We start from the raw sequence: 23,976 nt of genomic DNA on the forward strand, positions 1-23,976 counted from the left end.
CAGTCTTCACAACTACTGGGAGCTGCGTTATACATAGGGCCAACCGGCTAGAACGCGTTCTAGAACAGGCGTGGCGGCCGGTCCCGCACGACCTCGGTGCGGCCGACGGTGCGGACGGCCGCGCCGAGGTCTTCCCACCATCAAGGAGCAGCTCCCCCATGCCCATTGATGCCGCAAAGGCGATCGCCGCCGCCCCCCGGACCGCAGAGATCGGCTGGGACCACAAGGACATCCAGCTCTACCACCTCGGACTCGGCGCGGCCACGAACCCGGACAGACACAGCCCCGCCACCGACCCCGACGAGCTGCGCTACACCCTGGAGTCCCGGCTCCATGTCCTGCCCAGCTTCGCCACCGTCGCAGGCGCCGGCATGGGTGTTGTCGGCGGACTGTCCTCGCCCGGGATCGACGTCGACCTCGCCGCCGTGCTCCATGGCGGACAGACCGTACGGGTGCACCGGCCGATCCCGGTGAAGGGCAGGGCCGTGCAGACATCGAAGGTCGCCGCCGTGTACGACAAGGGCAAGGCGGCCGTCCTCGTCCTGCGCACCGAGGCCGCCGACGACGACGGCCCGCTGTGGACCAACGACGCCCAGATCTTCGTCCGCGGCGAGGGCGGCTTCGGCGGCGAGCGCGGCCCGTCCGAGCGGCTCGCGCTCCCCGACCGGGCACCCGACCGGGTGGTCGAGCGGACTATCCGGAAGGACCAGGCGCTGCTCTACCGGCTCTCCGGGGACTGGAACCCGCTGCACGCCGACCCCGAGTTCGCCGAGCTGGCCGGCTTCGACCGGCCGATCCTGCACGGTCTGTGCACCTACGGCATGACGCTCAAGGCCGTGGCCGACACGCTGCTCGACGGTGACGTGGCCCGGATCGGCGCATACAGCACCCGTTTCGCCGGGGTGGTCTTCCCCGGCGAAACCCTCCGCATCCGGATGTGGGCCGGGGACGGCCGCCTCCAGGTGGCCGTGACCGCCGCCGAGCGGGACGACGCGCCGGTCCTGGCCGACACGCTCGTCGAACACTTCTGAATCACGCAACGACCTGAGGGGAGCCGCACCATGCGCGCAGCCGTACTGCACGAGATAGGTCAGGACAAACTGGAAGTCCTCGACGACGTCGAGGCGGTGGGCTTCGGCCCGGGCAAGGTCAAGCTCCGCATCCGGGCCACCGGGCTGTGCCACTCCGACGTCTCGGCGATGAGCGGCGTGCTGCCGCAGCCCGCCCCCTTCATCCCGGGCCACGAGGGCGCCGGTGAGGTCCTCGACATCGGCGACGGCGTGACCGGACTGAGCGCGGGGGACCGGGTGCTGGTCTGCTGGCTGCCCGCCTGCGGGGCGTGTCCCGCCTGCCGACGCGGCCAGACACAGCTCTGCCTGGCCGGGTTCATGAACGCGGGCACACCCAACTTCAAGCGCCCGGGCGGCGATGTGTTCGGCTTCGCCGGGACCGGCACCTTCACCGAGGAGGTCGTCGTCGACGCGGGCTGCGCGGTGCCGATCCCCGACGACGTGCCGTTCGAGATCGCCGCACTGATCGGCTGCGGGGTGACCACCGGACTCGGCGCCGCGATCAACACCGCGCAGGTGCAGGCAGGTTCGTCGGTCGCTGTGATCGGCTGCGGCGGCGTCGGTATCTCCACCATCCAGGGGGCCAGGGTCCAGGGCGCCGCTCAGATCGTCGCCGTCGACCCGGTCGCGTCCCGGCGCGAGGCGGCACTCCGGTTCGGCGCGACCGAGGCGGTCTCGCCCGACGAGCTCGCCGACGCCAAGCAGCGGATCACCGGCGGCGAGGGCTTCGACTACGTCTTCGAGGTCGTCGGCAAGTCGGCGACGGCCCGCACGGCGTACGAGAACACCCGGCGAGGCGGCACGCTCTGCATCGTCGGCGCAGGCGCGATGGACGACAACTTCCAGGTCAACATGTTCGAGCTGTTCTTCGACGAGAAGCGGATCCTGCCCTCGATGTACGGGGGAGGGGACGTGCTCCGCTCCTACGAACGGGCCATCGCGCTCTGGCGGGCGGGCCGGATCGACCTCGAATCGATGATCACCCACCGGGTGCAGCTGGCCGGGATCAACGACGCCCTCGGCCAGATGAGGACCGGCGAGTCCCTCCGTACCTGCATCGAACTCTGACCGCCGCCGCTTCCGAGAGGACTCCGGGATTCCGATGTCACAACCCCTTCCCCTGGACGGGCTGTCCGCGATCGTCACGGGCGCGGGCCGCGGCCTCGGGCGCGCCGAAGCGCTGGAACTGGCGGGGCTCGGCGCGGCCGTCGTCGTCAACGACTACGGGCAGCCGGGCCGCGACGGCTCCGGCGAGGCATCCGCGACCCCCGCCGAGGAGGTCGCCGAGGAGATCCGCGCGGCGGGCGGCAGGGCCGTCGCCCACCTCGGCGACGTCTCCGACCACGAGCAGGCCCGCGCCCTGGTGGAGCTGGCCGTCAGCACGTACGGCACGCTCGACATCCTGGTCAACAACGCGGGCATCCTGCGCGACCGGATGGTCTTCTCGATGACCGAGGACGAGTGGGACTCCGTCATCCGGGTGCATCTCAAGGGCCACTTCAACACCACGCACTTCGCCGCGGCCCACTGGCGCGCGCGCTCCAAGGAGTCCGGCGGCCCGGTCTACGGCCGGATCATCAACACCTCGTCGGAAGCGTTCCTGGCGGGCTCGGCGGGCCAGCCGAACTATGCGGCGGCCAAGGGCGGCATCGTCGGCCTCACCACCTCGACGGCCCTGGCCCTGGCCAGGTACGGCGTCACCGCCAACGCCATCTGCCCGCGGGCCCGCACCCGGATGACGGAGGACGTCTTCGCGGGATTCGAGGAGCCGGCGGACGGCCGGCTCGACGCGCTGGCCCCCGAACACGTCTCCCCGCTGGTCGGCTATCTGGCCTCGCCGGCGGCCGCCAAGGTCAACGGCCAGCTGCTCGTGGTGCACGGCGGGATGGTCGCGGTCGTCGAACGTCCCCGGGTGGCCGCGAAGTTCGACTCGTCCAAGGAGACGTTCTCCTTCGACGAGCTGGACGAACTGATCTCCCCGTACTACGCGGAGCGTCCGCCGAACGAGACGTTCGCGGCGGCGGAGGTACTGGGACTGAAGCGGGGCTGACCTCCGGGTGGCAGCACACAAGGAAGGGCCTCCGCAGCCGAACAGCGCTGCGGAGGCCCTTCCTTCACTCGTTCCCTCGTTGATTTCCGTTGCGGTCAGGCCGCTCTGCTGCCCCCCTCGGCGGGGCGCCGGTGGCGACCGTGCGGCTGCCCGCCCGTGCTCTCCATCGACACACCCCCTCGGTGCTTTCCGGAGCCGTCGGCGTCGGCCCGTGCGGCGTCCGCCCCCGGCGGGCGCTTCTGGGTCGTGTCGGTTCGGGCTTCAGACATGTGGGAAGTCCCCCGTTGTGATCGCTTACGTGTGTGTCACCGGGACCATCGCGCCACCACCACCCGACACGGTCACCGTCGGCAACCGCGCCCATCGGCTAGTAGGGGTGCCCCCTGGCCCCTGCCCAGAATTTAACCAGGTGCCGTGCGCCCCACGAGAGGCGCCTGGCCCAGTGGAACCGGCTTGCACACGGGAAGAGGCGTGGCAGCCGCGGACGGTTGCATACCGCTTTCCGCGACCGCCGTCCACGCAGGCCCGGCGCCGCGTTCCCCGTCCTCCGGCGCCTGCAACAGGGCCACCCCGCACGGCGCGTCCCGGCCGGCGTACGGGAGCTTGAGGAAGCCGTCCCGGGTCCACAACCCGGACCCGGCCAACCATCCTTCCGGGGCGGCGAGTTGGTGCAGCCTGCGCCCCGCCGGACGCCACACCCCGACCCAGCTGCCGGCCGCCCCGTCGATCCGCAGCGCCACCGCACAACTCTCCGGCATCAGCATCTGCCCGGGCTGTACGGCGAACGGCGTCACCGCGACATCCGCCGGACGCAGACACTCCGGGAAGCGCACCGGCAGGCAGCTGCCGAGCACCCCCCAGCCGAGCCGGTCGTGGCCCGGCGCATCGGAACGGATCAGCAGCAGCCCGCTGTCCGCATCGGCGAGCAGCAGACGGTCGTTGCTGTCCGGTGTGATCTGCAGCAGCGGCGACACCTCGCCGCCCCGGTCCAGATCCACGGCGACCGCCTTCACCGGACCGCCGCCCACGGGCTCCCGGTCCAGGGCCAGCATCCGCCCCGCCCGGTCCAGCCAGACCCCGCCGGAGCATCGTCCCGGTACCTCGGCTACCTGTTCCGGCCCGAACGCCCCGCCCGCCACCAGCCAGACAGCGGTGGAGCGTTCACCGGCCGACAGTGCGTACGCGCTCGCACCGTCCGGCGACGGCGGCAACAGGGTCAGGGGGGTGTCGTCGGTGTACTCAAGGGCGCCGAGGGGCAGTTCGCCGGTGCCGGGGCCCGTCGGGTAGAGCAAGGAGAAGGCGTGCCGGTCCGCCACCCGCCGCCGGATCAACACCCGGCCGTCGGCGAGCGGCAGCACGTCGGAGTCCGGCTCCTCGGGCTGGTTGAGGGGGAGCGGCACGGCGTACGGCTCGTGCCCGTCGAGCGTCCAGCGCTCGGGGAACCAGGCGGCGTCAGGCGCCTGCCCGGCGAGCGTGAGCCGCGCCGCGTACGAGCCGTCGGCGGTGATGGTGAACGTGCCGGCCCCGGCGGCAGCAGCTCCGCCCGGCCCGACGGAATTGCCGGGTCCGTCGGGGATACCCGGCTCGCCGGACTCGCCCCGCTCGCCGGGCTCGATGAGCCCGCCCCGCTGCTCCGGCTCGTCCGGGCCCCCGGGGTCTTCCGCTTCTCCGGACGCGGGATCCGCCGTCGCGGCGGCCCCGACCGTCTCACCCTCGATGGCACAGGCAGTCATCGACTCGTCACCTCCGGCAACCGAAGCTAGTTTTCGCACTTCCTGCCGAACAACACGAGAACCACCACTTCACACATAAGGGTGGTGATGCCCGGATTCACCTGAGAGTGAGGGGGCGGTTGTGCTCCTGATGGAGCGTCTAGCTAAGGTTAGGCATCCCTAAGTAATCCTGTGAGTCTCTCAACTGGAGTAAGTGACCACGTGATGTCCATACGACGCCGCAGCACCGCAGCGGTCGGCCTGGCAGTGGCCGCCGCCCTCGCTCTCTCCGCCTGCGGCAGCGACGACAGCGGAAAGGCGGGCGACTCGGCCACGTCCGCCGGCGGCGACAAGAAGGCGGCCGTGGCGACGGGCGGCAAGGACTTCGGCGACGCGGCGAAGAAGACGGCCGGGTACGGGACGGATGCCGCGGCGGGCCAGTTCCCCCGGACCCTCACCCACGCCATGGGCAAGACCGAGCTGAAGTCCGCCCCGAAGCGGGTCGTCGTGCTGGACGTCGGCGAGTTCGACAACGTCGTCTCGCTGGGTGTGAAGCCCGTCGGCTACGCCCCCTCCGAGGGCGACGAGGCCATTCCCTCGTACCTGAAAAAGGACGCGGGCAGCCCATCGAGCGTCGGCACGATCAACAACCTCAACCTCGAGGCGATCGCGGGCCTGAAGCCGGACCTGATCCTCGGCAGCCAGCTGCGCGCCGCCGACAAGTACGACCAGCTCTCCAGGATCGCGCCGACCGTGTTCTCCATCCGTCCGGGCTTCACCTGGAAGGAGAACTACCTTCTCAACGCCGCGGCGCTGGACAAGACGGCCAAGGCGAAGAGCCAGCTCGACGCGTACGAGAAGAAGGCCGCCAAGCTCGGCGAGGACATCGGCCCCGACAAGCCGACCATCTCCATGGTCCGCTACCTGCCGGACCGCATCCGCCTCTACGCGAAGGCGTCGTTCATCGGCACGATCCTTGAGGACGCAGGTCTGCCGCGGCCCAAGAACCAGCAGATCGACGACCTCGCCGCCGAGATCAGCCCCGAGAAGATCGACGAGGCGGACGCCGACTGGATCTTCACCGGCGTCTACGGCGACGCGAAGGCGACCAAGCGCGACACCGCACAGTCCAACCCGCTGTGGAAGAACCTGAAGGCGGTCAAGGAGGGCCGGGCGAAGGACGTCCCGGACGAGACCTGGTACCTCGGCCTCGGCGTCACCGCGGCGAACCTGGTCCTCGACGACCTCCGCGCCGACCTGGTCAAGTAGCCGGCCGGGCAGAACTGCGCGTAACGATACGTAACCGGCTGTCGCCCGGCCCTCACGGGTCGCCTCAGCCATGGGCAACGGGGCACGGACGGAAGGTAGCCTTTCCTCCGTGCCCCGTCTGTCTGAAGTCCTCACCGCGCTCGACGCCCTCTGGCCTCCCGAGCGGGCCGAAGGATGGGACGCGGTCGGAACGGTCTGCGGAGACGTGGACAACCCGGCCGCCGAAGTCGACCGCGTGCTCTTCGCCGTCGACCCGGTCCAGGAGGTCGCCGACGAGGCGGTCGGACTCGGAGCCCAGCTGATCGTCACCCACCACCCCCTCTATCTGCGGGGTACGACGACGGTCGCGGCCGACACCTTCAAGGGCCGGGTCGTGCACACCCTCATCAAGCACGACATCGCCCTGCACGTCGCGCACACCAACGCCGACACCGCCGACCCAGGGGTCTCCGACGCCCTCGCCGGCGCCCTCGACCTGCGGGTCACCGGGCCCCTCGTACCCGACCCGACCGATTCCAAGGGCCATCGCGGCCTCGGCCGGATCTGCGAACTCGACCACCCCGAGACCCTCCGCGACTTCGCCGCCCGCGCCGCCGCCCGGCTGCCCGCCACCGCGCAGGGCATCCGCATGGCCGGCGACCCGGACGCGCTCGTGCGTACCGTCGCGGTCAGCGGTGGCTCCGGCGACGGCCTTTTTGACGCCGTGCGCGCCGCGGGTGTCGACGCCTTCCTCACCGCCGATCTGCGCCACCACCCGGCCTCCGAGGCCGTTCAGCAGTCTCCGATCGGCCTGATCGACGCCGCGCACTGGGCCACCGAATGGCCCTGGTGCGAGCAGGCCGCGGCGCAGCTCGACGCGATTTCCGACCGCCACGGATGGGGCCTGCGGGTCCATGTCTCGAAGCAGGTCACCGACCCCTGGACCACCCACCACTCTTCTGGAGCCCCCAACTGAACGCCGCGCCCGCCGACCAGATCCGACTTCTCGACGTCCAGGCCCTGGACGTACGGCTGTCGCAGCTCGCCCACAAGCGCAAGTCGCTGCCCGAGCACACCGAGATCGACTCGCTCACCGCCGACCTCGCACAACTGCGTGACCTGCTGGTCGCCTCGCAGACCGAGGAGAGCGACACCGCCCGCGAGCAGACCAAGGCGGAGCAGGACGTCGACCTGGTGCGCCAGCGCGCCGTCCGCGACCAGCAGCGCCTGGACTCCGGCGCGGTCGCCTCGCCGAAGGACCTGGAGAGCCTGCAGCGTGAGATCACCTCGCTGGCCAAGCGCCAGGGTGACCTGGAGGACGTCGTCCTCGAAGTCATGGAGCGCCGCGAGTCCGCACAGGAGCGCGTCACCGAGCTGACCGCACGGGTCTCCGCCGTCCAGGCCAAGGTCGACGACGCGACCGCCCGCCGGGACACCGCGACGCGGGAGCTCGACGAGGAGGCCGCGACCGTCACGAAGCAGCGCGAACTCGTCGCCGCCTCCGTACCGGCCGACCTCCTCAAGCTCTACGACAAGCTCCGCGCCCAGTCGGGCGGGGTCGGCGCCGCCCGGCTCTACCAGCGCCGTTGCGAGGGCTGCCGGCTGGAGCTGAACATCACCGAGGTCAACGACGTGAAGGCGGCGTCCCCGGACACGGTGCTGCGCTGCGAGAACTGCCACCGCATCCTGGTCCGTACGGCGGAATCGGGCCTGTAATGACGGAGCCGCGCCAGTTCGTCATCGAGGCCGACGGCGGCTCCCGGGGAAACCCGGGGCCCGCCGGGTACGGCGCGGTCGTGATCGACGCGGTCACGGGGGAGACGCTCGCCGAGGCCGCCGAGTACATCGGCATCGCGACGAACAACGTGGCCGAGTACAAGGGCCTCATCGCGGGTCTGAAGGCCGCGAAGGCGCTGGTGCCGGACGCGTCGGCGGACGGTGCGCTGCGGGTGCGCGTCCGGATGGACTCCAAGCTGGTCGTGGAACAGATGTCGGGCCGCTGGAAGATCAAGCACCCCGACATGAAGCCGCTCGCGGCGGAGGCGGCCCGGATCCTTCCGGCGTCCGCCGTCACGTACGAGTGGATCCCGCGCGAGAAGAACAAGCACGCGGACCGGCTCGCCAACGAGGCGATGGACGCGGGCAAGCGAGGCAAGCAGTGGGAGCCGTCGGCGTCGACGGCCGCACTCGACCTGCCCCCGGTCTCCGGTCCTCCCGGGGACGCGGCGGCAGGCGCCGCGAAGGCACGGGCGGCGATGTCCACCCGCCGTGAACCCGCGGCCACCCCACAGGTCGGCTGGGGCGCCACCCCCGACATGGCTGCGCCCGCGACGTTCGTCCTGCTCCGCCACGGCGAGACCGCCCTCACCCCCGAGAAACGGTTCTCCGGCAGTGGCGGCACCGACCCCGAACTCTCGGCGGCCGGCCGCCACCAGGCGGAGCGCGTGGCCGAGTCCCTCGCGGCCCGCGGCACCATCCAGGAGATCGTCAGCTCACCCCTGCGCCGCTGCCGCGAAACGGCGGCGACGGTGGCCGCGCGCCTGGGCCTGACCGTCGAGATCGAGGAAGGCCTGCGCGAGACGGACTTCGGTGCCTGGGAAGGCCTGACGTTCGCCGAGGTCCGTGAACGGTACGGCCCCGACCTGGACGCCTGGCTCGCCTCCACGAGGACGCCCCCCACGGGCGGCGGCGAGAGCTTCGCCGAGGTGGCCCGCCGGGTCTCGTCCACCCGCGACCGCCTGACCACCCGCTACGCGGGCCGCACGGTGCTCCTGGTCACGCACGTGACCCCGATCAAGACCCTGGTCCGCCTGGCCCTGGGCGCCCCACCGGAGTCCCTGTTCCGCATGGAACTCTCGGCGGCGTCGCTGTCGGCGGTGGCGTACTACGCGGACGGCAATGCGTCACTGCGGCTGCTGAACGACACGTCGCACCTCCGGTAGAAAGCGGAAGCCGCGCCCCGGATTCTGCCGCCCCTGGTGGTGGCGCCCCGGGGAACGGCGCGAGGCTGTCGCTGCCGCAGGGGTGGTTCCCGCGTGGTGCGAAGCTGCCGCTGCGCGAAGCAGGCTGCGGGCTCCCGCTCCAGCAGGGGGCGGCCCCGCGCAGCGTGCGGTGCCGCTCTCGCCGGGGGCGACGGAGCGGTTCCCCGCGGCGCGAAGCCGCCGCTTCCCCGGGGTACGGGGTACTCCGGACCCCCGTCAGCACCTACGGGCGTCCGGGGCGGAGCCCCGGTTCGGGAAGGGGCGGGGAGGGGAATCAGCCGCGCAGCGCCGCCGCCTCGCCCGCCAGCCGCTCCACCCGCGCCCAGTCCCTCGCAGCCACCGCATCCCCCGGCACCATCCAACTGCCGCCCACGCATCCGACGTTCGGCAGTGCCAGATACGACGGAGCCGACGCGAGCGAGATGCCGCCCGTCGGACAGAACCGGGCCTGGGGGAGCGGTGCGGACAGCGCCTTGAGGTACGCCGTGCCACCCGCCGCCTCCGCCGGGAAGAACTTCATCTCGGTGACCCCGCGCTCCAGCAGCGCCACGACCTCGGACGTCGTCGAGACGCCCGGCAGGAACGGCACCCCCGACCCCTTCATCGCGTCCAGCAGCACATCCGTCCAGCCTGGGCTGACCAGGAACCGGGCCCCGGCCGCCACCGTGTCGGCGACGTTCTGCGCGGAGATCACCGTGCCCGCGCCCACCACCGCATCCGGTACCTCCGCCGCGATCGCCTTGATCGCGTCCGGTGCCGCCGCCGTCCGCAGCGTCACCTCGATGGCCGGGAGCCCGCCCGCGACCAGGGCCCGGGCGAGCGGCACCGCGTCGGCGGCGTCCTCCAGGACGACTACGGGGACTACGGGGGCGAGGTCCAGCACAGAGGAGGAGGTCATGGCCTCATCCTGCCGCGCCCACCGCACAGTACGCAACGAGCGTTGCACATGTTGCAACAGCGTTTGTCCGGCGTCAGTGGATCTCCGTCACGACCACATCGAGCGCCCACGGCCGCCCCGCCCGCCCCGGAGCCTCCGCCTCCACCACGTACCCCAGCTCCCGCAACGCGTCCACCAGCTCCGCGGGACCCTTCGGCCGGTCCCCCGACTGCAGCAGGTCGCGGACCATCCGCCCCTTCGTCGCCTTGTTGAAGTGGCTGACCACCGACCGCTTCTCCACCCCGTCCACCATCTGGGAGTGCAGCACCCGCACGCTCGCCGTGCGCTCCGCCACCGCCCCCTTCGGCTTCCACGCCGCCGTGTACGCCGACGACCGCAGATCCAGTACGAGCCCGTCCCCGGCCGCCTCCGGCATCACCTCGGCCATCGGCGCCCGCCAGTACGCGCCCAAGGCGCCGAGCCCCGGCAGCTTCACCCCCATCGAGCAGCGGTACGACGGAATCCGGTCGCCCACCCGCACCGCGCCCCACAGCCCGGAGAAGACCAGCAGCGACTTCCCGGCCCGCCGCCGGGCCGCCGTGTCCAGGGACGCCAGGTCCAGAGCGTCGTACAGCACCCCGGTGTAGATCTCCCCGGCGGGCCGCGTCCCCGCCGTCCGCAGCTCGACGTTCTTCGCGATCTCGCCACGCAGCCCCTCGCTCAGACCGAGCACCTCGCGGGCCTTCTCCTCGTCCGCCACGCACAGCTCGACCAGCTCGTCGAGGACCGCGGCCCGGGCCCCGGCAAGCCCCGGCAGCGACAGCGACTCCGGCTTCAGGGGTGCTCCGCGACCCGAGGCGGCCTTTCCTTCGGAGGGCGGCAACAGCACGAGCACGGCGGTTCTCCTTCGTACGAACAGGGAAGCGGCCCCACGACTGCCCAAGGCCTGCCTGCCAGCGTAAGGGGACGCCCGGACCGCCCGGCCCAGCACCCGGACCGCAGGTCCACCCGTCCCGGACCGCAGGTCCACCCGTCCCGGACCGCAGGTCCACCCGTCCCGGACTGCAGGTCCACCCGTCCCGGACTGCAGGTCCACCCGTCCCGGACTGCAGGTCCACCCGTCCCGGACCGCAGGTCCACCCGTCCCGGACCGCAGGGCTGCCCGCGCCCGGGATGCCGGTCGCCCCGCGCCGCCATACGCTCGGTCCATGCCCCGCCGCCATCTCCACATGACCGGCGCAGCCGACACCCCGCTGCGGGCGGCCCTGCGCGAACTGCGCACCACGCTCGGACTGCCCGCCGATTTTTCGCGCGAGGTCCTCGCGGAGGCGGCGCAGGTGGCGAAGTCTCTCGTCCTGACAGGACACCAGGACGCGACGGACCTCCCCCTCTTCACCATCGACCCGCCCACCTCCATCGACCTCGACCAGGCGATGCACCTCGAACGCCGCCCGCACGGCTTCCGGGTCCACTACGCCATCGCCGACGTCGCCGCCTTCGTCCGCCCCGGCGGCGCACTCGACACCGAGGCCCACCGCCGGGTGACGACCCTCTATTTCCCCGACGGCAAGGTGCCCCTGCACCCCACCCCGCTCTCCGAGGGCGCAGCCAGCCTCCTCCCCGGGCAGACCCGCCCCGCCCTGCTCTGGCGGATCGACCTCGACGCGGAGGGCCGCGCGGGCGCCGCCGACGTACGCCGGGCCCTGGTCCGCAGCCGGGCCAAGCTGGACTACGCGGGCGTCCAGCGGCAGATCGACGAGGGCACCGCCGAGGAACCCCTCGCCCTGCTGAAGGACATCGGCCGGCTCCGCGAGGAGCAGGAGGTCGCCCGCGGCGGGATTTCGCTCGACGTGCCCGAGCAGGAGATCGTCCAGCGTGACGGCGCATACGGCCTGGAGTACCGCGCCCCGCTGCCCGCCTACGGCTGGAACGCCCAGATCTCCCTCCTCACCGGCATGACCGCCGCCCATCTGATGACCGAGGCGGGCACCGGCATCCTCCGTACGCTCCCCGTCGCCCCGGACGGCGCCGTCGCCCGGCTGCGCCGCTCGGCCGAGGCCCTGCACATCGACTGGCCGCACCACGTCCCGTACGCCCAGGTCGTCCGGTCGCTCGACCCGAAAAGGGCGAGCCACGCCGCGTTCCTGCAGGAGTGCACCACCTTGCTGCGCGGCGCCGGCTACACGGCCTTCGACCACGGCGAACTCCCCACCCCGGCCGTCCACGCCGCCGTGGCCGACCTCTACACGCACTGCACCGCGCCGCTGCGCCGCCTCGTCGACCGGTACGCGGCCGAACTGTGCGTCGCGGCAGTCGCGGACCAGGAGCCGCCCGAGTGGGTGACGGCCGCGCTCCCCGGCCTCCCGAAGGAAATGGCCGAAGGGACCCGCCGCGCCAACACGGTGGAACGCGAGTGCGTCGACCTGGTCGAGGCGGCACTCCTCAGCGACCGGGTGGGCGAGGTCTTCGACGCGTACGTGGTCGACGTACAGGACCAGGAACCCACCATCGGCACGGTCCGCATCGAGCACCCCGCCATCGTGGCCCGCATCGACGGCGGCACGACGAGGCTCCCCCTGGGCGAACGGCTCCGGGTCCGCCTCACCCAGGCGGATCCTGGCTCGGCGAAGGTCCTCTTCGCCCCCGCGTGAGAGCGGCGACGGCGGCACCTGGATCATCCGCATGGAACCGCACCGTCCGCGCCCACCCGCGCTTCCCCAGCGGCCGCACGAACGGCACCGGACCGACCAGCTCCACGGTCACCGTCGTCTGACCGCCCACGACGAGGTCGAGCACCCCGTCCGCACTCGCCCGCACCGGCCCGCCCTCGGGAAAACGCCGCTCGACCCGCGCACCGGCGACCGCCCCGGCGGGAACCCGCAGATCGAACAGCCCGCCGTAGCGAAGCCGCAGCGCCCCGTCGGCGTCCACTACATGCGGCCGGGTCACACACGCGGCATGGAGGGCGAGCACCAGGACCACCCCGTACACATCGAGTACGAGCAGAACCCTGTGCACGACCGGCCACGGGACCAGCAGGGCCAGCATCACCGTCTCGACCAGAGAGACGAAGACCAGGCCGTACATCATGGCGGTCTGCGGCCCGGTGTACGGGACGGCAAGGGCACCCTCCGGCACGGCATGACGCCGCCGCAGCACCCACAGCCCGAGACCGTGCAGGGCGCGCACCTCGTGCGCGACGAGGCGGCGCACCTTCTCCGGCACGACGGTACGGAGCGCCGCACCCATCGCCTCCCGCCGCCCGGCACCCGCGCGCCGGCCCACGAGCCAGAGCCGCCACAGGACCACGCCCTCGAACCCGAGCGCGGCGACCACCAGGGCCTCGGCGCCGAGCAGAACCGCACCCGGTATCCGGACCCCCGCCAGCAGGCAGCCCCCCAGACCGAACTCGACAGTCAGCACAGCCCCCACGGCATACCGCGCAATCCGCATGCTCATCCCGTCTCCCTCTCCGCCATGCGTACTGTCATGGCCGCCATCACCCGGCGCACCACCTCGGCCTGCGCGGGCGCGTAGTCGTCGAGCAGGGCCTGACCGAACCCCGTCATTACCGGCCCGCCGGAGGGGATCGCCGCCAGTGCCTCGTCCGGCACGGCGGCGGCCAGATCGGCGGCGAGCGGAGCGATCCGCGGATCGTCCGCGGGCGCCGCAGCCAGCGCGTCCAGCCGTTCGTACAGCGCGTGCACGGCCGGGTCCTCGGCCAGTGGCCGCAGTGCGGCGTAGACCTCGCTGCCGACACCCGCCGTGTCCAGCAGCACCAGGTGCTCGCGGTCCTTGGCGGCCATCGGCGAGCCGGTGGCCGGAGCCGTGCCCAGCAGTTCGGCCAGCGCGGGCGATACGGGCTCCTCGGCGCTCACCGGCCCGTCCAGCAACCGGGCCAGCCGACGCCGCCGCTCCCGGATCTCGCTCTCCTGCTGGGCCAGATCGGCGTCCAACTCGACGAGTACGTCGACGAGTTCGTGCCCGGCGTCGTCGGCGAGCACGTCCCGCACCTCGTCCAGACCGAGCCCGAGCTCGGTGAGCCGCCGGATCCGGGCCAGCACCACGGCGTCGCGCACGCTGTAGGTGCGATAGCCGTTGGCCCGACGGCCGGGCTCGGGAAGCAGACCGATGTGGTGGTAATGCCGGATCGTCCGCGAGGTGACCCCGACGAGCGCGGCGATTTCTCCGATGCGCATGAGACCAGTAGAAACGTTGACGCCGCGGCAGGGTCAAGCGCGCACCCCACCCGTCCGCATCTGACAGCTCCGCTCCCTCCTGTGCCACGATCGAGGGAAGCACTCCCATCTCACGGACGGCGGATCCATCGATGCCCCAATCTGGCGAGCGACCGAGGGAGGGGCGTGACATGACTGCCATGCCGCACGAACCGCTCACGCAGGCGGACGTCCTGCTGGAGGGCTTCCTGGCGCTGGATACGCCGGAGGGCTTCCGGGCCGAGCTGATCGAGGGGGAGATTGTCGTGACGCCGCCGCCGGACGGGGACCACGAGGACTGCATCAGCCTGATTCTGAGGCAGGTGATCAGGCTCGCCCGGACCGACATGGACTTCTCCGGGAACAAGGGGCTGAAGCTGAATAGCGGCGGACGCTGCCCCAGGAACCACGTCATCCCCGACGGCACCTTCGCCCCCACCGAGCTGCGGCTGTGCCGGGGAGCCGAACCCTGGATGCCGTGCGAGGGGGTGGCCCTCGTCGTCGAGGTCACCTCGGCCAAGCCCTGGGCCGACCGCACGGACAAGCGCCACTGCTATGCCCGCGGACCCATCCCGCTCTACCTCCTGGTCGACCGCGAGGAGTCCTCGGTGACGCTGTTCAGCGAGCCGGAAGGGGACGACTACCGTCAGCACTGCACGGTCCCGCTCGGCAAGACACTCGGTCTCCCCGCGCCGTTCGCCTTCGACCTGGAGACCGAGGCATTCGTCTGAGCCGTCCCGTCCGGCGGTCCCCGCCAGGCGGGTAGCATGGTCGACACGGCAGACGAGCCGGGCGGACGGCCGCGTGGGGATTTTCGGATCCTCCCGAGGAACGTCCGGGCTCCACAGGGCAGGGTGGTGGCTAACAGCCACCCGGGGTGACCCGCGGGACAGTGCCACAGAAAACAAACCGCCAGGGACTTCGGTCCTCGGTAAGGGTGAAACGGTGGTGTAAGAGACCACCAGCGCCTGAGGTGACTCAGGCGGCTAGGTAAACCCCACCCGGAGCAAGGTCAAGAGGGGCCGTCGCAAGACGGCCCTGCGCGAACGTCCGAGGGCTGCCCGCCCGAGTTCGCGGGTAGACCGCACGAGACCGGCAGCAATGCCGGTCCTAGATGGATGGCCGTCTCCCCGGCCGCCGCGAGGCGACCGGGTGACAGAACCCGGCGTACAGCCCGACTCGTCTGCCGCCACCTGCGGTTTTGCCTTCGGAAGGGCCTCCGACTTGCGTCGGAGGTCCTTTCTGGGCTTTCAGGGGCTTGCCGCGTTAGGCGGCGAAAAGTCCCTCGGAAGTCCCTCGGACAGCGCTGAAAGTCCCTGAAAAGTCCCTGGGGGACTGAGGTTCAGAGCAGGTGCAGGTTGGGGGCCTGTGCGGCGTTCGCGTACTCAGGCAGTTCAACGACCGTTACTCCGACGTCTTCGAGGATCTCGGTGCCTGCGGCGCCGGCGACGAAGGTGTCAGGCTCGCTCCAGGCGGTGACGACGCGGCGGAGACTGGTGTCCTGGATGAGCTGGGCGCAGGAGCGAGGGCGGGATGCCCGCTTGGCGCAGGGTTCCAGGGAGCTGTAGATCGTGGCGGTGGCGAGCCGGGCATCCTCGGCGGGGAGCTTGGCGAGGGCACCTTCCTCGGCGTGGTCGTGGGGATTGCTCTCGCGGGAGTAGCCGCGGGCGAGCTCGGTCCCGTCGGCCGCGACGATGACCGCCCCCACGCTGAAAGCGGTCGTCGAAGGCGGGCAGAGGGCGGCCAGCTCGCAGGCGAGGGCGAGCCAGTCCCGGTCTGCGGTGTTGGGCTTGCGGCCGACGCCTGGTGCACCGGCTGAAGGGGTGGTGCTCATCGGGGCTCCGTCGAGGTGTCCTTGGGGGCGTACCTCAGGAGTACCACGTCGCCGATCTGGCGGGCCTCCAGAAGTCGGAGGCGGGCGGCGGGGCCGCCGGGGTAGCCCGCTGGGCCCAGCATCCGTACCGCATCCGGCTGGCCGACCAGGAGCGGGGCGATGACGAGCTGGAGTTCGTCGGCAAGAGCTGCTTCAAGGAGTTGTGTGTGGATGGTGCCGCCGCCTTCGACCATGAGCCGCTTGACGGCGTATACGTCGCCGAGGATGTCGAGCGCGGCCAGCCATACGGCCTCGGCAGGGATGCCTTGAACGGTGGCCAGGTCACCGAGGTTGGCGCGAGCCTTCATGGTGGCCGCGTCGCCGACGGCCAGGACGAGTTTGTCCCCGCCGTGGTGCCAGAACCGCCAGCCGGGGTCGAGATCGCCCGTTCCGGTAATGGTGACCTTCAGCGGATACTCCGGCTGACCGGCGGCGATCCGGGACGCCCTGCGTTCTCCCGAGTTGACGAGGAGGCGGGGGTTGTCGGCGCGGAGTGTTCCGGCGCCGACGAGGATGGCGTCGACACCGGCTCGTACGGCGTCGACGCGCTCGAAGTCCTCCTTGTTGGACAGCAGGAGCCGGTCCTCGCCCGGGCGAGTGTCGAGGTGGCCGTCGATCGATACAGCTGCGGACAGCAGGACGTACGGGCGAGACACGCTATCTCCAGAGGGTGTGCACAGGTGGGTCAGGCGGGATGCAGGACGATGCGGTCGAGTGAGGCTCGGAACTCTGCGACGCTGTCCTCGCCGGCTGCGGGGGCCAGTGCCTGGTCGAGCCGGTCAAGCTGGCCGAAGATCCGTGCGGATCCGGTCTCGGCGGCGATCCCTACGGCCTGCCCACCGATTCGGGCAGCCAGGGTCATGTTGCCTGTGCCCGCATGGGCCCGGGCAGCACGAGCGAGGTAGACACCGCGATCCCGGCGGTATGTGGGCGGAAGCACTGCGATGGCGCTGTCAAAGCCGGCTGAGGCCTGCTCATAGTCGCCGAGTGCCGCGAGGGAGCGGGCTCGGGCGGTGCTGATGTACGCCGTATCGAGCCAGGAACCCCAGACGCCGTCGGCGCCGCGCTCGAATCCCGCGCCTGCGCGGGATTCTTCGAAGCCGCAGTACACATCACCGACCAGACCAACCCGGCGGAGGCCATCGCGCTCCTCCGCCCCGTTCTCTTCAGCATGGGCGACCTCGGGTGGAAGACCATCTGGGGCCGCCGCTACCTCCTGGACCAGCCACCCGTCCGGCACAGGCTCCGGCTGGCCCTTGATCCTCTGATCCTCATCAAGCCCACCAGCCTCACCCGACGGCAGACCATCGCCCGCCGACGCAAGTACGGCCCCGAGCACATCCCCGCCACCATTCCTCAAGACTGGTACGACCGGCACTTCCGCCACCTGGACATCACCGGCATCAGCCCGCGGGTCTTCCGCCGAGCCATTTCCGTCCGCCTCTATCAGGAAGCCACCGGCCAGCCCGCAACCAGCGCCACCGAATTCTTCGGACATCACCGCCCCAACTTCACGACCGGAGCCGCGCACGCCCTCGGCCGATGGCTGCGAAACACAAAGAGCCCGGAACCCTCCGACAAGGCCCTCGCCGGCCTGACCGCCGAACTCGAAGCAGACGAGCACCTCATCGACTACCAGAGGCGGCGAGCCCGCTTGCGCAACTGGCAGTTGAAGGACCCGGATTGGGAAGCAATCGGACGCTGCCTGCCACCGCCTGGTCGCGGCGGCGGAACCTACATCGCCCGGGAACGGCCGGCCGCCTCGACGTTCGTCTGGTGCCGCGTGACCCAAGGCGAGCGGGAGTTCTCACCCTGGATCGCCCAGGGCGGACAGCTACATCTGATCCACCAAACTCTCCGGAACTTCCGCTACGTCAAACCGCACCGGCGGCATCGCCCGCTGCTGGACATCCTCACGACGCTGGCGAATCGCCTCGCTAACGCGGTCGACGCGGACAAATTCAAGGCCAGCAGCCTGAGCATCCAGGACCTTCTGCCCCTCGGAGACAACCCATGAACCTACGCACAACTCGCCGCCGGGGACCTGCGGACTCCTCAGACCGATTCGCCGGGCCTCAGATATCGGTAGCCGTTGTCGGTCTCCTCGGCGAGCCAGCCGTTAACGCTGCTGAGGCCGCGATCGTTGATCTGGGCATCGTGAATTGCGAACGCCCGCTGTGGTTTGATCGCCTTGACGAAGTCGATCGCCTCCGCCGTCTTCATCCACGATCCTTGTGCCGGAACCAGGAGCGTCTCGATCGGCTGATCGGGCACGTGCAGCGAGTCACCGGGATGGTAGATCGCCTCGTCGAGGATGTAGCCGAGGTTCGCACAGTCCGGTTGGCCGCCGTAGATGAACGCATGACGCCCGCCAACCGCCCGTACGCGGAAGTCAGCGACGGTGAACTCCGCGCCGGAGGGCACCCCGATGACCCCCAGCCCTGGAATATCCGCGTCGGCAGGGGCGTAGACCGGCACGCCGAGCCCCGCCAGACGGAGGACATCGATGTGATCGGCGTGTTCGTGAGTCACCAGCACAGCGTCCGCACCGGTCAAGGCAGCCGGCTCGCTCCACACACCGGGATCGATGACCAGCACCCGGCCCTCGTGTTCCAGCCGTACGCAAGCGTGGGTGTATTTCGTGATCCGCATGGCGTCCAATCGTACTGCGGCTGCGCCACTCTGCGCCCCCTGATCCAAGGCTGCACACGTACGGCCCCGCCGAGCGCACCGAGACTGGGCCGTCCCGGCCCGGTACCTGCAAGTCCTGGAACTCGATGTGTGAGAACTCGCCCCGGCCGATCACGAGCCAGCCACCAAGAACTACATGACCGTGACCCGTGCCGCAGCACGAGCAGCACCCGACCACCGCAGCCCCCCGCCGGGCCGTGGTGACCGGCTCAGCCGGCTTCATCGGCTCCCACCTCACACATGCCCTCGTCCAGGCCGGCACCACCGTCATCGGCGTCGACCGCCGCGACCCGTCCACCGACGCCCCGGCCGCCGCCAACCTCAGCGCTCTGCACGGCCTGCCGGGGTACGTGCACGTCACCGCCGACCTCCTCAACTGCGCAATCGATCCCCTTCTGCTTGACGCGGACGCGGTCTTCCACCTCGCCGGAGTTCCCGGCGTACGGCCTTACTGGGGGCCGCAGTTCATCGACTACCTCGCGGCCAACGTCCTGGCCACCCATCGGGTCCAGGAAGCCTGTACGCGCATCGGCGTCCAGCGCCTGGTTGTTGCCTCCTCCTCCAGCGTCTACGGGCCGACCGACGGCGGCGCGAGCGTCGAAGCCGATCAGTCCGCCGCGGGAGCGTCCGAGGGCGTGATCGGCGGGTTCGCCCGGCCTGGTGCCCAGTTTCGCGTGCTGCGGCGGCGTGCTGGTGAGCCCGGCAGACGGTGGAGTCGACCGCCACCGTCCGGGCGATGTCGTCGCCGGCGTCCGCCGCGGCCAGGATTTTGGCGGCCAGGATCCGTTGCCACGTGCCGTCGGCGGCCGCGCACGACGGCCACGAGCGCCTGAATGGCGACTGGCCTCTGTGGGAGCCGTACCGCCTCAACGGCATGTCGGCGGCCGAGTTCTGCACGCCGTGGGCCCTTGCGCTGGAGTGCGCTCCAGCTCCTAGAGTGCGGCGGTATGACTATGCGATACCGAAGCCTCGGCCGTACCGGCATAGAGGTGAGCGTGCACTGCCTCGGCACGATGATGTTCGGGGCTGTGGGAAACACGGACCACAACGACTGTGCGCGGATCGTGCATGCCGCACTCGACCAGGGCATCAACTTCGTCGACACCGCCGACATGTACTCCGCGGGGGAGTCCGAGGAGATCGTCGGAAAGGCGCTCAAGGGTCGGCGCGACGACGTCGTACTGGCCACCAAGGTGCACTTCCAGATGGGCGAGGGGCGCAACCGCAGCGGCAACTCGCGGCGGTGGATCGTCCAGGCGGTGGAGGAGAGCCTGCGGCGGCTCGGAACCGACTGGATCGACCTCTACCAGGTGCACCGCCCGGACCAGTCGACGGATGTCGAGGAGACACTGTCCGTTCTGGACGACCTGGTGCGGGCGGGGAAGATCCGGGCCTTCGGCTGCTCGACCTTCCCCGCCGAGGAGATCGTCGAGGCCCATCATGCCGCCGAGCGGCGGGCGTTGGGGCGGTTTCGGACCGAGCAGCCGCCGTACTCGATCCTTGCGCGCGGCATCGAGGCCGATGTGCTGCCGGTCGCGCGGAGGTACGGGATGGGCGTGCTCACCTGGAGTCCGCTCGCCTCGGGCTTCCTCAGCGGGAAGTATCGGCTGGGCCGACCCGTCGACCTGGCCTCGGGCCGGGCGGCGCTGACGCCCGCGCGCTTCGATCCGTCGATCCCCGGCAACCTCGCAAAGCTGGAGGCGGTCGAGCAGTTGGTCGCACTCGCCGAGTCCATCGGGTGCACGCTGCCCGAGCTGGCGGTCGCCTTCGCCGCCGCTCATCCCGCAGTCACCTCGGTGATCATCGGGCCGCGGACCATGGAGCAGCTCCAGCTGCTGATCAAGGGCGCCGCTGTGACCCTCGACGACGAGGCGCTCCACCGCATCGACGAGATCGTGGCGCCCGGTACGAATCTCTACCACCCGGACGGGGCCTGGCGCCGGCCGTCCCTCACGGACCTCGCGCAGCGACGGCGTCCGCTCGGCGACCGGTCGGCCGGCTAGTGCTGTGACCGCGTAGGTTCGCCGGGTCGGCGGTTGGAGCGGTTGGATGGGTGGTGACGTCCGTGCCGATCGCTGGAGGTGTGGTGGCCGAGCCTGTGCGGGTGAGCAGACTGACCGACCAGGAGCAGCTTGCCGCTTCGGGCCGCGAAAAGTCCCTCCGAAGTCCCTCGGAGAGCGCCGAAAGTCCCTGAAAAGTCCCTGGGGTGAAGAGGCGAGGCGTGTCTTGGGCCGGGCGGTTTGAACGATCCACACGCCCTTGGTGGGCGCGGCATCGAGTTCGCGAACCCAGGCGCACCCGCACGGAGACGCTGCATCAGGCCGTCAGCCGGATCCCGGTGACCAGATGCGGACGGATGCGGACCGCACAGTCCATCACCCGGTCCGACCAGGGCCTGATCAGCCGTTGGTAGTGCATCAGAGCATCCGGATCGGTCACGGGGCGACAGTAACCCGTCGCGACGACGCTCCAGCCCAGATGGGTCAGCGGATCGATGTCATCCGCCTGGTAGGCGACCACGACTCCCCGGTCGCCATGGTGCCGGGCCTGGGCGAACAGGTCCGAGTCCTGATGGGTCCGGATGACGATCTGACCGCGGTCCAGCAGATGGTTCACCGGCCGGATTGCGGGCAGCGCGTGCTGGGTGAAGACGATCCGCCCGAGCGACGCCCCGCCGAGCAGGCTCAGCGCCTGAGCGCCCGTCAACTCGACCGTGCGGCGTGGTCCGGTGGCTGCCGGGTTGTGCGCCGGGGCCGAGGCCGACGGCGTGGGCCCGGCCGCGGGCACGGACGGCTGGGGCGACTGATGACCTGCGTGGCTCATAGGGCGGCCTTGTCTCCTGATCTGCTCGCCTGCCGCACGAGTACATCGCGTGCTGCCATCCCCACGCCAGGGCCGAACGGCCCAGGGCCGAACGGCCCTAGCGGCGTCGGACCCCCGATGGGTTCACTGCGGTGGACCGCATGCTGCGGGCCGGGCCAACGGCGGCTCCGGAGGCCGGGCCGTGGCTTGTGGAGCGTTCGGCCGGAGCGGGCGGTGCGGATGTGTACAGGAGGAGAACGCGTTGATCGCGGTCGTCGGACACAGAGACCTCAACAACAGAACTCTGGCGCTGGTGGAGGCTGAACTGAGAGCGCGGCTGGACTGCCTGGCAGAGGGCGTAGCCGCTCTCGTACGGGTCGGGGCGGGGCTGCCGCTGGTGTTCGGGCGCGCCGCCCGGGAGGCTGGACGGAAGCTGACGGTACTGCTGCCGGCCCAGGGCGCGGTGCCCGCCGTGCTGCCCGAGGGGGACCGGCGGGCCGCAGGGGAACTGCTGGTCCTGGCCGAGAACGTACGGTTGCTGGCTTTTGATCCGGCCGACCGCAACGCTTGTGTCAGCGCCGATGAACGTCTGGTGGAGACGTGCCGGACCGTGCTCGCCGTGTGGGACGGTTCGCCGTCGGACGGCCGGGACGCCACTGCACATCTGGTTGCCTTCGCCCGGGCGCGTGGAATCCGGGTGGAGGTCGTCTGGCCGGACGGCTCCGTGCGGGGGCGGGCATGAGCGCGTCGGCGCGTGAGTCGGAGCTGGTAGCGGGAGCCCCCGAGGCCGATGACCGGGAGGTCCGCTCCTCGCAGGACAGGGCGAACGACGGTGCTTCGGGGACGAGCGACGAACGGGAGCGGACCGGGGCGTGCCAGGGATTCGCATGGCTGTTGGTGATCACCGCCGTCCTCGGGCTGCTGGGCTCCTTCGTGATCACCAACGACAAGTTCGAACTGCTCGCCGACCCCGGCTTCGTACCTGCCTGCTCGCTGAGCCCCGTGGTGTCCTGCACGGATGTGATGCGCAGCGAACAGGCGTCGGTGTTCGGCTTCCCCAATCCGCTCATCGGACTGATCGCCTTTGGGGTGGTGATGGGGACCGGCGCGGGCCTGCTCGCAGGTGCGCGCTACCGGCGGTGGTACTGGCTGGGGCTGAACCTGGGTACCTTGTTCGGCGTCGGCTTCTGCATGTGGCTGATGACGCAGGCGCTGTACGACATCGGCGCGCTCTGCCTGTGGTGCGTACTCGTGTGGGTGGCCACCATCTTCATGTTCTGGCACACCACCGTGCACAATCTGCGCCATGGCGTTCTGCCCGCCCCACGCGCTCTCGTCGCGGCGGTGCTGGAGTTCCCCCTTGTGGTACCGGTTACCTGGTGCCTGGTCATCGTCATGCTGATAGCAACCCGGTTCTGGTCGTACTGGCAGACGTTTCTGTGACCTGTACGATGCCGGTGCTGTCGCGATGGGTGTGCATGGCCGGGACTCCGGCGGCGGCCGGCCGGGCGGCGACGGCCCGCGCGGAGTCTGTCGTGGATGCCTCGGGTGCCAGGGCCAGATAGACGTGCTGCCGGGCGGCGGCCCCGGGACGCTGCGCCAGTATTCCGTCCAGGGCCCGCAGACCGGGATCTGCGGAGAGACCGGCCGGATCGGCGGGCCCGGCCTGACCGGCTGTGAGGACGGTCAGCCAGGGGCGTTTGCGCCGGAACGCCTCCAGATACGCCGCGTCGTACATGCCCTCACCCACCCTTGCATCCAGCAGCAGCCGCACCCGGTGCGCACGGGACCGTTCGGCGTCGATCTGCTGGAGCAGCGCCTTCATCGCGGCCCATCCGGTACCGAGGCGTCCAACGCCCGGGAGGCGCTGGCCCGCGTACCGGCCAGCAGGCCACAGGTCGCCGTACTGGACGTACGGCTCGGCGACGACCCCCGCGGTGACCACGCCGGTATCGAGGTGTGCCGGGAACTGCGTGCCCTGATGCCCGAGCTGGCATGTCTGATGCTGACGTCGTTCGATGACGACGAGGCACTGTTCGACGCCATCATGGCGGGCGCGGCCGGCTACGTACTGAAGCAGATCAACGGAGCCGATCTGATCGCCGCCGTACGCACGGTCGCGTCCGGTACCTCGATGCTCGATCCACGGACGACCGCTCGTGTGATGGCACGTCTGCGGGGCCCCCAGCGGACCCCCGCCGAGGAGTCGGAGGCATCGGAACTGGACCAGCTCACGACCAGGGAGCGCCAGATCCTGGACCTCATCGGCGAGGGCCTCACCAACCGCGAAATCGCGGAACGTCTTTTCCTGGCCGAGAAGACCGTCAAGAACCGCATCTCCTCGATCCTCGCCAAACTGGGCGTCGGCCGCCGGATTCAGGCCGCGATGCTCGTCGGCCGGATCAAGGACCGCCAGGGGCAAGCCCTGGTCCGGCAAAGCTGACAGGTGCTCAGG

Annotated in this window: 24 protein-coding genes, 1 other RNA gene and 1 pseudogene; 16 read left to right on the forward strand and 10 right to left on the reverse strand. The window is 70.7% G+C overall.

The features are described 5' to 3' along the window. The first annotated feature begins 158 nt into the window (after nucleotides 1–158). Genes ACWD6R_RS06285 through ACWD6R_RS06295 form a run of 3 tightly spaced genes read left to right on the forward strand, consistent with a single transcriptional unit; the run spans nucleotide 159 to nucleotide 3,120 of the window. On the forward strand, nucleotides 159–1,031 hold the full coding sequence (locus ACWD6R_RS06285; protein ID WP_451817656.1) for a MaoC/PaaZ C-terminal domain-containing protein: 873 nt from the start codon (nucleotides 159–161) through the stop codon (nucleotides 1,029–1,031). Nucleotides 1,032–1,061: 30 nt separating this feature from the next. After that, complete coding sequence (locus tag ACWD6R_RS06290) at nucleotides 1,062–2,138, forward strand: Zn-dependent alcohol dehydrogenase (RefSeq protein WP_451817657.1); 1,077 nt, start codon at nucleotides 1,062–1,064, stop codon at nucleotides 2,136–2,138. 34 nt (nucleotides 2,139–2,172) lie between these two features. Continuing rightward, a complete protein-coding gene (locus ACWD6R_RS06295) occupies nucleotides 2,173–3,120 on the forward strand; it encodes a 3-oxoacyl-ACP reductase (protein WP_451817658.1) in 948 nt (315 codons plus the stop codon). Between the two features lie 401 nt (nucleotides 3,121–3,521). Here the strand turns inward: ACWD6R_RS06295 and ACWD6R_RS06300 are convergent, their stop codons facing one another. Further along, complete coding sequence (locus ACWD6R_RS06300) at nucleotides 3,522–4,853, reverse strand: hypothetical protein (RefSeq protein ID WP_451817659.1); 1,332 nt, start codon at nucleotides 4,851–4,853, stop codon at nucleotides 3,522–3,524. Between the two features lie 204 nt (nucleotides 4,854–5,057). Here ACWD6R_RS06300 and ACWD6R_RS06305 point away from each other — a divergent pair, with 204 nt between their 5' ends. The 4 genes from ACWD6R_RS06305 (at nucleotide 5,058) to ACWD6R_RS06320 (ending at nucleotide 9,022) form a co-directional block, all read left to right on the forward strand. Continuing rightward, entirely contained in the window at nucleotides 5,058–6,101 is a 1,044-nt protein-coding gene (locus ACWD6R_RS06305; protein ID WP_451817660.1) for an ABC transporter substrate-binding protein, read from the forward strand. Between the two features lie 109 nt (nucleotides 6,102–6,210). Further along, nucleotides 6,211–7,056 (forward strand): Nif3-like dinuclear metal center hexameric protein, encoded by an 846-nt coding sequence (locus ACWD6R_RS06310; RefSeq protein ID WP_451817661.1) that lies wholly within the window; start codon nucleotides 6,211–6,213, stop codon nucleotides 7,054–7,056. Beyond that, the gene (locus ACWD6R_RS06315; RefSeq protein ID WP_451817717.1) at nucleotides 7,053–7,796 is read left to right on the forward strand and encodes a zinc ribbon domain-containing protein; all 744 of its coding nucleotides are present in this window, start codon (nucleotides 7,053–7,055) and stop codon (nucleotides 7,794–7,796) included. Before ACWD6R_RS06310 ends, ACWD6R_RS06315 begins: the two co-directional genes overlap by 4 nt. After that, nucleotides 7,796–9,022, forward strand: coding sequence for a bifunctional RNase H/acid phosphatase (locus ACWD6R_RS06320; RefSeq protein ID WP_451817662.1), 1,227 nt, complete (start codon nucleotides 7,796–7,798; stop codon nucleotides 9,020–9,022). Before ACWD6R_RS06315 ends, ACWD6R_RS06320 begins: the two co-directional genes overlap by 1 nt. A gap of 313 nt (nucleotides 9,023–9,335) precedes the next feature. On the opposite strand, the gene eda is transcribed toward ACWD6R_RS06320, so the two are convergent. Further along, complete coding sequence (gene eda / locus ACWD6R_RS06325) at nucleotides 9,336–9,959, reverse strand: bifunctional 4-hydroxy-2-oxoglutarate aldolase/2-dehydro-3-deoxy-phosphogluconate aldolase (protein ID WP_451817663.1); 624 nt, start codon at nucleotides 9,957–9,959, stop codon at nucleotides 9,336–9,338. Nucleotides 9,960–10,032: 73 nt separating this feature from the next. After that, nucleotides 10,033–10,833 carry a peroxide stress protein YaaA gene (gene yaaA / locus ACWD6R_RS06330; RefSeq protein ID WP_451817664.1) on the reverse strand — a complete coding sequence of 267 codons (801 nt, stop codon included), beginning with the start codon at nucleotides 10,831–10,833 and terminating at the stop codon, nucleotides 10,033–10,035. Nucleotides 10,834–11,146: 313 nt separating this feature from the next. On the opposite strand from yaaA, the gene ACWD6R_RS06335 reads away from it, so the two are divergent. After that, nucleotides 11,147–12,589: an RNB domain-containing ribonuclease gene (locus ACWD6R_RS06335; protein ID WP_451817665.1), complete on the forward strand. Its 1,443-nt coding sequence runs from the start codon at nucleotides 11,147–11,149 to the stop codon at nucleotides 12,587–12,589. On the opposite strand, the gene ACWD6R_RS06340 is transcribed toward ACWD6R_RS06335, so the two are convergent. Further along, the gene (locus ACWD6R_RS06340; protein ID WP_451817666.1) at nucleotides 12,540–13,397 is read right to left on the reverse strand and encodes a hypothetical protein; all 858 of its coding nucleotides are present in this window, start codon (nucleotides 13,395–13,397) and stop codon (nucleotides 12,540–12,542) included. The two genes, ACWD6R_RS06335 and ACWD6R_RS06340, sit on opposite strands and share 50 nt — an antisense overlap. Further along, complete coding sequence (locus tag ACWD6R_RS06345) at nucleotides 13,394–14,137, reverse strand: MerR family transcriptional regulator (protein ID WP_451817667.1); 744 nt, start codon at nucleotides 14,135–14,137, stop codon at nucleotides 13,394–13,396. Before ACWD6R_RS06345 ends, ACWD6R_RS06340 begins: the two co-directional genes overlap by 4 nt. A gap of 179 nt (nucleotides 14,138–14,316) precedes the next feature. Between ACWD6R_RS06345 and ACWD6R_RS06350 the strand changes: the two genes are divergently transcribed. Next, entirely contained in the window at nucleotides 14,317–14,886 is a 570-nt protein-coding gene (locus ACWD6R_RS06350; protein WP_451817718.1) for a Uma2 family endonuclease, read from the forward strand. A 53-nt stretch (nucleotides 14,887–14,939) separates the two neighbouring features. Next, nucleotides 14,940–15,341: RNase P RNA component class A (gene rnpB, locus ACWD6R_RS06355), an RNA gene on the forward strand. 156 nt (nucleotides 15,342–15,497) lie between these two features. On the opposite strand, the pseudogene ACWD6R_RS06360 reads toward rnpB, so the two are convergent. Together ACWD6R_RS06360 and ACWD6R_RS06365 are read right to left on the reverse strand one after the other, a co-directional pair. After that, nucleotides 15,498–16,684: pseudogene (locus tag ACWD6R_RS06360) on the reverse strand (dihydrofolate reductase family protein). Nucleotides 16,685–16,713: 29 nt separating this feature from the next. Continuing rightward, on the reverse strand, nucleotides 16,714–17,139 hold the full coding sequence (locus ACWD6R_RS06365; protein ID WP_451817668.1) for a hypothetical protein: 426 nt from the start codon (nucleotides 17,137–17,139) through the stop codon (nucleotides 16,714–16,716). A 60-nt stretch (nucleotides 17,140–17,199) separates the two neighbouring features. Between ACWD6R_RS06365 and ACWD6R_RS06370 the strand changes: the two genes are divergently transcribed. After that, the gene (locus ACWD6R_RS06370; protein ID WP_451817669.1) at nucleotides 17,200–18,045 is read left to right on the forward strand and encodes a hypothetical protein; all 846 of its coding nucleotides are present in this window, start codon (nucleotides 17,200–17,202) and stop codon (nucleotides 18,043–18,045) included. Nucleotides 18,046–18,083: 38 nt separating this feature from the next. Here ACWD6R_RS06370 and ACWD6R_RS06375 read toward each other — a convergent pair whose 3' ends face one another. After that, nucleotides 18,084–18,680: an MBL fold metallo-hydrolase gene (locus ACWD6R_RS06375; RefSeq protein ID WP_451817670.1), complete on the reverse strand. Its 597-nt coding sequence runs from the start codon at nucleotides 18,678–18,680 to the stop codon at nucleotides 18,084–18,086. Between the two features lie 188 nt (nucleotides 18,681–18,868). Here ACWD6R_RS06375 and ACWD6R_RS06380 point away from each other — a divergent pair, with 188 nt between their 5' ends. After that, a complete protein-coding gene (locus tag ACWD6R_RS06380) occupies nucleotides 18,869–19,552 on the forward strand; it encodes an NAD-dependent epimerase/dehydratase family protein (protein ID WP_451817671.1) in 684 nt (227 codons plus the stop codon). Nucleotides 19,553–19,672: 120 nt separating this feature from the next. After that, nucleotides 19,673–20,722: an aldo/keto reductase gene (locus tag ACWD6R_RS06385; protein ID WP_451817719.1), complete on the forward strand. Its 1,050-nt coding sequence runs from the start codon at nucleotides 19,673–19,675 to the stop codon at nucleotides 20,720–20,722. Nucleotides 20,723–21,035: 313 nt separating this feature from the next. On the opposite strand, the gene ACWD6R_RS06390 is transcribed toward ACWD6R_RS06385, so the two are convergent. Then, complete coding sequence (locus tag ACWD6R_RS06390) at nucleotides 21,036–21,542, reverse strand: pyridoxamine 5'-phosphate oxidase family protein (RefSeq protein WP_451817672.1); 507 nt, start codon at nucleotides 21,540–21,542, stop codon at nucleotides 21,036–21,038. Nucleotides 21,543–21,783: 241 nt separating this feature from the next. On the opposite strand from ACWD6R_RS06390, the gene ACWD6R_RS06395 reads away from it, so the two are divergent. Both ACWD6R_RS06395 and ACWD6R_RS06400 read left to right on the forward strand, forming a co-directional pair. Beyond that, entirely contained in the window at nucleotides 21,784–22,263 is a 480-nt protein-coding gene (locus ACWD6R_RS06395) for a hypothetical protein (protein ID WP_451817673.1), read from the forward strand. Further along, nucleotides 22,260–22,964: a vitamin K epoxide reductase family protein gene (locus ACWD6R_RS06400; protein ID WP_451817674.1), complete on the forward strand. Its 705-nt coding sequence runs from the start codon at nucleotides 22,260–22,262 to the stop codon at nucleotides 22,962–22,964. The genes ACWD6R_RS06395 and ACWD6R_RS06400 overlap by 4 nt, the downstream gene beginning before the upstream one ends. Here ACWD6R_RS06400 and ACWD6R_RS06405 read toward each other — a convergent pair. Continuing rightward, entirely contained in the window at nucleotides 22,915–23,346 is a 432-nt protein-coding gene (locus ACWD6R_RS06405; RefSeq protein WP_451817675.1) for a hypothetical protein, read from the reverse strand. The genes ACWD6R_RS06400 and ACWD6R_RS06405 overlap by 50 nt on opposite strands. Between ACWD6R_RS06405 and ACWD6R_RS06410 the strand changes: the two genes are divergently transcribed. Then, entirely contained in the window at nucleotides 23,326–23,964 is a 639-nt protein-coding gene (locus tag ACWD6R_RS06410; protein ID WP_451817720.1) for a LuxR C-terminal-related transcriptional regulator, read from the forward strand. The two genes, ACWD6R_RS06405 and ACWD6R_RS06410, sit on opposite strands and share 21 nt — an antisense overlap. Nucleotides 23,965–23,976 lie beyond the last annotated feature (12 nt).

The sequence above is a fragment of the Streptomyces sp. NPDC005151 genome (assembly GCF_053599875.1).

Bases quoted from the DNA above. Each gene is read 5' to 3' on its own strand.
- ACWD6R_RS06345 (WP_451817667.1), bottom strand. From the start codon at position 14,137: ATGCGCATCGGAGAAATCGCCGCGCTCGTCGGGGTCACCTCGCGGACG.
- ACWD6R_RS06285 (WP_451817656.1), top strand. From the start codon at position 159: ATGCCCATTGATGCCGCAAAGGCGATCGCCGCCGCCCCCCGGACCGCA.
- ACWD6R_RS06290 (WP_451817657.1), top strand. From the start codon at position 1,062: ATGCGCGCAGCCGTACTGCACGAGATAGGTCAGGACAAACTGGAAGTC.
- ACWD6R_RS06405 (WP_451817675.1), bottom strand. From the start codon at position 23,346: ATGAAGGCGCTGCTCCAGCAGATCGACGCCGAACGGTCCCGTGCGCAC.
- ACWD6R_RS06295 (WP_451817658.1), top strand. From the start codon at position 2,173: ATGTCACAACCCCTTCCCCTGGACGGGCTGTCCGCGATCGTCACGGGC.
- ACWD6R_RS06390 (WP_451817672.1), bottom strand. From the start codon at position 21,542: ATGAGCCACGCAGGTCATCAGTCGCCCCAGCCGTCCGTGCCCGCGGCC.
- ACWD6R_RS06335 (WP_451817665.1), top strand. From the start codon at position 11,147: ATGCCCCGCCGCCATCTCCACATGACCGGCGCAGCCGACACCCCGCTG.
- ACWD6R_RS06385 (WP_451817719.1), top strand. From the start codon at position 19,673: ATGCGATACCGAAGCCTCGGCCGTACCGGCATAGAGGTGAGCGTGCAC.
- ACWD6R_RS06370 (WP_451817669.1), top strand. From the start codon at position 17,200: ATGGGCGACCTCGGGTGGAAGACCATCTGGGGCCGCCGCTACCTCCTG.
- ACWD6R_RS06375 (WP_451817670.1), bottom strand. From the start codon at position 18,680: ATGCGGATCACGAAATACACCCACGCTTGCGTACGGCTGGAACACGAG.
- ACWD6R_RS06305 (WP_451817660.1), top strand. From the start codon at position 5,058: ATGTCCATACGACGCCGCAGCACCGCAGCGGTCGGCCTGGCAGTGGCC.
- ACWD6R_RS06340 (WP_451817666.1), bottom strand. From the start codon at position 13,397: ATGAGCATGCGGATTGCGCGGTATGCCGTGGGGGCTGTGCTGACTGTC.
- ACWD6R_RS06350 (WP_451817718.1), top strand. From the start codon at position 14,317: ATGCCGCACGAACCGCTCACGCAGGCGGACGTCCTGCTGGAGGGCTTC.
- ACWD6R_RS06400 (WP_451817674.1), top strand. From the start codon at position 22,260: ATGAGCGCGTCGGCGCGTGAGTCGGAGCTGGTAGCGGGAGCCCCCGAG.
- eda (WP_451817663.1), bottom strand. From the start codon at position 9,959: ATGACCTCCTCCTCTGTGCTGGACCTCGCCCCCGTAGTCCCCGTAGTC.
- ACWD6R_RS06320 (WP_451817662.1), top strand. From the start codon at position 7,796: ATGACGGAGCCGCGCCAGTTCGTCATCGAGGCCGACGGCGGCTCCCGG.
- ACWD6R_RS06300 (WP_451817659.1), bottom strand. From the start codon at position 4,853: ATGACTGCCTGTGCCATCGAGGGTGAGACGGTCGGGGCCGCCGCGACG.